The organism is Ruminococcus sp. (assembly GCF_017650195.1).
GTDB lineage: Bacteria > Bacillota > Clostridia > Oscillospirales > Ruminococcaceae > Ruminococcus.
The window spans coordinates 1-6,071 of record NZ_JAGCFH010000078.1 but is presented as its reverse complement, the minus strand read 5'-3'; the positions used below and the strand labels follow the sequence as shown (position 1 = coordinate 6,071).

2 protein-coding genes are annotated in these 6,071 nt (G+C 45.8%); both read right to left on the bottom strand.

Features of this window, described 5'->3' with window-relative positions; all coding sequences use genetic code 11:
- Positions 1-655 (bottom strand): Wzz/FepE/Etk N-terminal domain-containing protein (locus J6U00_RS03210; RefSeq protein ID WP_296578770.1); only part of this gene is annotated, 655 nt, incomplete at its 3' end.
- Between the two features lie 476 nt (positions 656-1,131).
- The coding region (locus J6U00_RS03205) for a lectin-like protein (RefSeq protein WP_296578768.1) at positions 1,132-6,071 on the bottom strand (4,940 nt) is incomplete at its 5' end.

Below are 6,071 nucleotides of genomic sequence, written 5' to 3'. Positions count from 1 at the left end.
TAACTGTATTATCGAAGAAATCCACAAGGATTATGAGCACTACTGCAAGGAAAGCAGCTGCAAATGCTCCAAGAGCAGCATTTTTCTTCACATTGGGAGATACAGGATTATATGATACTCTTGCCGTATCTATAGCGTTTATCTCACCTACACCAACAGCTCTCTCGATATAATCGGGAGCTACAAGCGCCATATAGTTGCATATAGCAGCAGATACCTCAGGGTCCTTTGTAATCGTCGTCATAGACAGTACGCTAGTATCCGGAGGCGAATCCAAGGAAATACATGGGTCAATTGAATCGGGAGATATCTTGCCGTTTGAAACTGTAAAGCATTTAGATATAACTTCCGGACTGAATGACTCTATAAGGTGATCACCTATATCATTCAGTACAGCCTTGTCCTTGAGCACCTTTTTATATGTATTGATAAGCTGCTTGGAATTGTTGATATTATTATAATTATGATCTGGATTCTCATTGAATGAAGTATAGCTCTGTACATACATTGCCAGCTCAGATTTGTACTTCAACGGCATAAACAGTTTTGAATAACCGAACGCCGCGCCCCCGCCTATCAGCGCTGCCAGTAGTATAAGCCACCATTTGCTTAGTATGAGTGAAATCAGAGACTTTAAGTCAATATAATTATCCATTTCATCCTTATGCACTTTACAGATCCTCGCATTCTTTAAATTTTATCTCATAGAGCCCTCTTAAAAAACAAAGTCCAGTATTACTATAGTTATTATATACAAGCAGTAATAGATAAACTTCACCGATTACTATTATAATGCATATATGATAATATTGTCAAGTCAGAACGCAAAGCCTACTTCCCTTTTTGTATGTGTTCACAAATTGTATATAATACTGCCAATGAATATTAAACCAAATGTCAACGTATGATGTAATATGTAAAAATATTATATAAGGAATTTAACTGCCGAAAAAAGCAGGGCAGCCTCGAAAGGCTGCCCTGTGCCGGTTCTGAATCGGTCTTATTTTTCTTCTTCAAGATTAAATGTCGGAAGATCTACGGTTACCGGTGATACTGTGATAACATCTTCTGAATCGAAGGTTATGATACTTAATTCAGGTGTGGTGTAGTTTTTCATCTGAGAGTTTCTCCTTATTTATTTAAATTTGCAGCTTTTTCGCCGTAGATCACAAGCGCCTTCATCAGATTGATGAGCTTTGCGTCTGTACCGGCGTTCAAAGCAAGCTTTGCATAAGTGAAGGGGCAGAAATCTGTCTCCGCATATACTCCGGGGTCGCTGACCGACTCAGCTCTGAATGTTCTGAGCTCGCCGTAGGTATCGGGTGTGAGCTTTTTCCATGTCACTGAGGCAAGGTCGCCGTCCTGTACTGCCGAAACAGTTTCTCCGCCGACAGTGAATACATAATCGCTTATAGAGCTGCCGCCTGCAAGTCTGAACTTTACTGTAAGCTCAAGCTTCTCGCCAACGCTCATGGAGACCTGTGAAGCCTTCACCATGTCTCCCTCTCTTCTTACCGCAACATTGTATTCGTCGCCGAGAGCAACATCGGTATCAATGACATCAATGTCCTCCGGACTGATAGTATCGTCATTGTATGCCTTAAGACTTTCGGCATAAACGATAAGGGAATCAATATATTCAGCCGTAGCCTCGTCTACGAGCTTATTGCCTGTGAGAGCGTCAAGATATTTCCTTACGCTGTAGGAGATAACCGAGCCGGCAGCTCCGTCTGAATAGTGTATCTGTAAGCTTATTTCGTCATCTATGTATATAGGAATCAAACTGCATGAGAATGTATAGGTGCCGTCGCCGTTATTTACAGCCTCTGAGAGCTTCTGTATCTTTACAACGCCGTTGGGAAGAATGAACTCTCCGTAAGCCTCGCTGTCGGCAGCAGAGCTTGCGCTCAGATCAGCTGTGAGCCTGAGAGTTATCTCGTCGCTGACGCTTGCACTGATACCGATGAATGCGTCGCGTCCGTTTTCGAGCTCGTGGCATTTACTGCATCTGCCGCGGCTGTTGAAGCTGTGGTCGATATCTGCATAGAACTCATAGTAATTGCAGTTCTCGCCGGCTGTGAAGGCAGTGAACGGTACTGTATGAGCCTCGTCCTTGTACCAGCCCTTTAACGCGCAGGTCTCTGTGCTGATATCCGGGAGACTATCTACAACTGTTCCACTCTCGACCTCAAGCATCTCGCTTCTGCCGTTCCAGTAGTTCAGACAGATCTTTACCTTCTTCATAGCATCACTGCTGAAATTCTTCAGTTCTCCCCTGACGTTGAAAACGCAGCCCTCCTTGATATTAAGAACGGTATGGGGGACTATTATAACTGTGATATTCTCAGGCACTGTGATGTCTGTAGTGATATTTACCGTGCCGAAGAGGTAGAGCTTTATATCTTCCTCGATATCCTTGGCAGCTTCAAGAGCGCCTCTGATATCATTTGTTGTGTAGCCGTTGCTGAGCATTACCGTGTAGCCGTCCTTTACGAAGGTAGAACGGATGAGCTTATGGCAGGTATCGCAGAATACAGCCTTTACTGCCGGATCGCTTCCTGTGGGGGGAGCTATGATAGTATACTCTCCGCTGCACTCGTGATCGTCAACAGTTACAACAGGAAGTGAACAGAGCTCCTCGCCCTCTGTGCTTTCAAAGCTGAGAGAAGCCTCCACGCCCGAAGTCTTGGGAACGACCTTGATGATAGCGTCGCTTGTAAGAATTATCGTTCCGTCTTCCTCGGTATAGTCTCCGTCGATGACCTCGATGTCAAAATCACTGTCAGCAGCAGTCCTGTCTGCTCTTACGACCTTGAATTCAACGGATATATTGCCCTCGGGCTGATGATATCTTACATAATAGTCCTCGGCAATCTTTACGATATCTCCGATAACGCCTGACTGCGCAAGGATAAAATGAGTATACTCTGACAGCTCTTCATCGCCGCCGTTTTCATCTGTGGTCTCGTCAAGAAATGCCACTGTGCCCATTCCTGCCTGACCCATGAACCAGCCGATCTGCTGCTTTGCTACAGCCTTTGCGATATCCTTATCATACTTTGCTCTTAGATCCTCAGGGATATCAACTATCTTTACCTCGTAAGGCACAGTTGTGGTAGAATCGGGAAGTGTAGCAACGCTCACTGATTTGAGAACGTGAGCTACAACAATGTTTTCGAGTATTGTCGAGTAAAGCGATGAAACATAGTTCACACCGCGCAGATAGGGATTGTTGCTCACTCCTGTGAGGAAGGTTATCCAGTCAGCCGCTATTCTCTGGTCTGCAATGTACTGTTCAAGTATTGATCTCCAGATATCCTTGATATTTACAGTAGCTTCGATGCAGTCGCCGGGGTCAAGCTGTCCAAGAGCGTATCTGTACCTGTGTGAATCGCTCTGGAGCACCTCATACTTGTCGCTCTCGCTTATGAGCTCTCCGTTGCGGTACTTTCTTATTATAGTTCTTGAAGCCTGTGTTACGCCCTTTATAGTATGCTCGATATTATATATGGGCTTGTCTGAAACATTGAAGAATCTGATCTTTACGGGATAGTTCTCACCGAAGAACGAATATCTCGGCACCTCTATCTCCATTTTAAGTGCGTCGCCTGCATATACATGAAGGATCTCGCGTGAATAGAAGGGGTATTCAAACTCCTCGCCGTTATTTGTGCCCTTGAACAGAGCTGAAAGCTCGTAGTCTCCTGCAACGTCGCCTCTTACGTACCAGTGTACGTCAAAAGCCTTTCCGGGAGCAAGATCGCCGAGCTGCTGGAGCATTTCGCTGTTTACGAGAGTAAGTCCCTCGGGAACATTGAGCTCTGCGCTGCAGCTTGTGAGTGATTCATTGTCCTTGTTGATAACTATGAGCTGAACGTCGTAGAACTCCTTGAGCCACTTGCACTCGCCCCTGATTATCATATACATCTCTTCATGTACAGTTTCATGATAGCTGATTACCTGTGCAGGAACTCCGTTTACTTCAACGTGATAGCTCTGTGGAGGATCATAGTGACCTGAAACAGGAGTTGTGGGAACGTACTCATACTTATGGATATTGAATACCTCAGCTTCAAATGTGAGCGTTACCTCGTAATCGAATACATGGTAATTGTCGTCGTCGCTGAGATCAATGCCTGCACGCTGGATATCGTCCATGGTCATCTCGGTGACGTGCATTTCACCGTCGATATCAAGTCTGCGGGGCTTGGGAGGCTCCGGCACTGTAGTCGTAGTGGTAGTAGTCTCTACAGGGCTGTTGTCCCATTCGCAGATAAAGCCGCATCTCTCTCCCTCGGGAAGATCGTTCCACATACCGTCGGAGGAGTATGCCATCATATAATCCTCATGTCCGCCGACGTTATTCGGTTCGCCACTGCGCCAGTTGGTATATACCATTTCCTCGCCGGTTATCCATACGAACACGCCCTCTTCGTTTCGGCAACCGCCGAACCAGTACTGAGAACGGTTTATATCCTTTGCCTTAAGTAAGGCAGTGACCGTATCCTGCTCCTCCTTTGAGGTTATAACGGCAAGATGACCGCCAAGGCTCTCGCAGTATTCTTCTGCCTTTGCCCAAGTCATTACATCATTATATACCTTGAATCTGCGTGTATCAGGACTTGTTGTTGTAGTTGTAGTCGTTGTGGTGGTGGTTGTGGTGGTGGTCGTGGATACTGTATCATCACCATTGATTATCTCAATATAGCCCTGTACGATACCATGGGTAAATACCCATGCCTCCATGAGCATACCTTCCTCGTCACGTTCAACGTTGCTGAAAAGATCTGTTCCATGCGTAGGGTTATAAGAAGGATTATATACGATATTTATCGGATATACGTCGCCTGCTCTGACGTCAGCAGGCAGTTTCAGATCAAATGACCAGAGCACGCCGTCACGGCCAGTATTTTCGGAAGATGCTGTCGCAACAAAAAAGCTGTGATCTCCATACATTACAGTTTCACTGCTTAATTTCTTTCCAGCAGGACCTAACTCTGCGATTTCACCGTCTCTATCAACAAGCTGCAGTCTGGAATCGTAATCAATATGGAAGCCGGTAGGACCGTAATTTCCTTCTGCATCTTTGACGGTAAGCTCTATAGTCTGTACCAGGTTCTCATGTGCCGTTTTCTGTGAGATCTTTATGCGGCTTAGCGAGATAGTAGGCTTTACTGTCGCATGGTTAGGGTTATACTTGCTTGTATCATAAGGTTCTCCCGGCGCAGGACCGCTCTCGGTTTCTTCATCCCATTCGCAGATATAACCCATTTTCGTTTCTGCCGAACCCATATTTCCGGTAGAGTAGCTGTCATTCCACAGACCGCTGGAGCGATATGCCATGATACAGGTCTCACTTTTATTGTTCGGCTCACCGCCGTCCCAGTTAGTGTATCCCATTTCCTCGCCGGTTACCCAGCCGAACTCGTCGTTCTCATCACGAACGCCACCCAGCCAGTAGTAGGGCTTTGCAAGAGAATCCGAGCTAAGGAGAGCATTGATATATTTCTGCTCCTCCGAGGAGTTGACAGTCGCAAGGTGTCCGCCGACGCTTTCGCAAACCACCTCGGCATCTTCCCAGTTCATGCCGTCGTCGTATACCGCATACTTTGAGGTGATAACCGGTTCCTTTACATTTTTATCGTCAAGTTCGCAGATAAAGCCGAAATTCTCAACTCCGTAAGTATCGCCTGCGCACTTTCCACTTTCATTTATGTCGTCCCATTCGCCAATTCTAGCTTCATAATTACCATAAAACAGGACCGCATTTTGTTCAACTCCGCCGTTATTTGGATTGCCAGTATGCCAGTAAGTATAATCCAATTCTTCTTCTGTTATCCATGCGAAGTTCAAATCGTCGACTCTTCTCATTCCCATCCAATAATTATTTTTACGCTCCGGCTGAGAACGTACAAGAGACTTAACAACAGCCTGTTCCTGAGCAGATGTGATAGTTACAAGATGACCGCCCAAGCCTTCGCAGTATGCTTCGGCTTCTGTCCAAGTCATGCCCTCGTTAAAGACCTTGTAATTATCAGGATCAGGATAGTACCTCCATTCAATTTCGCCTG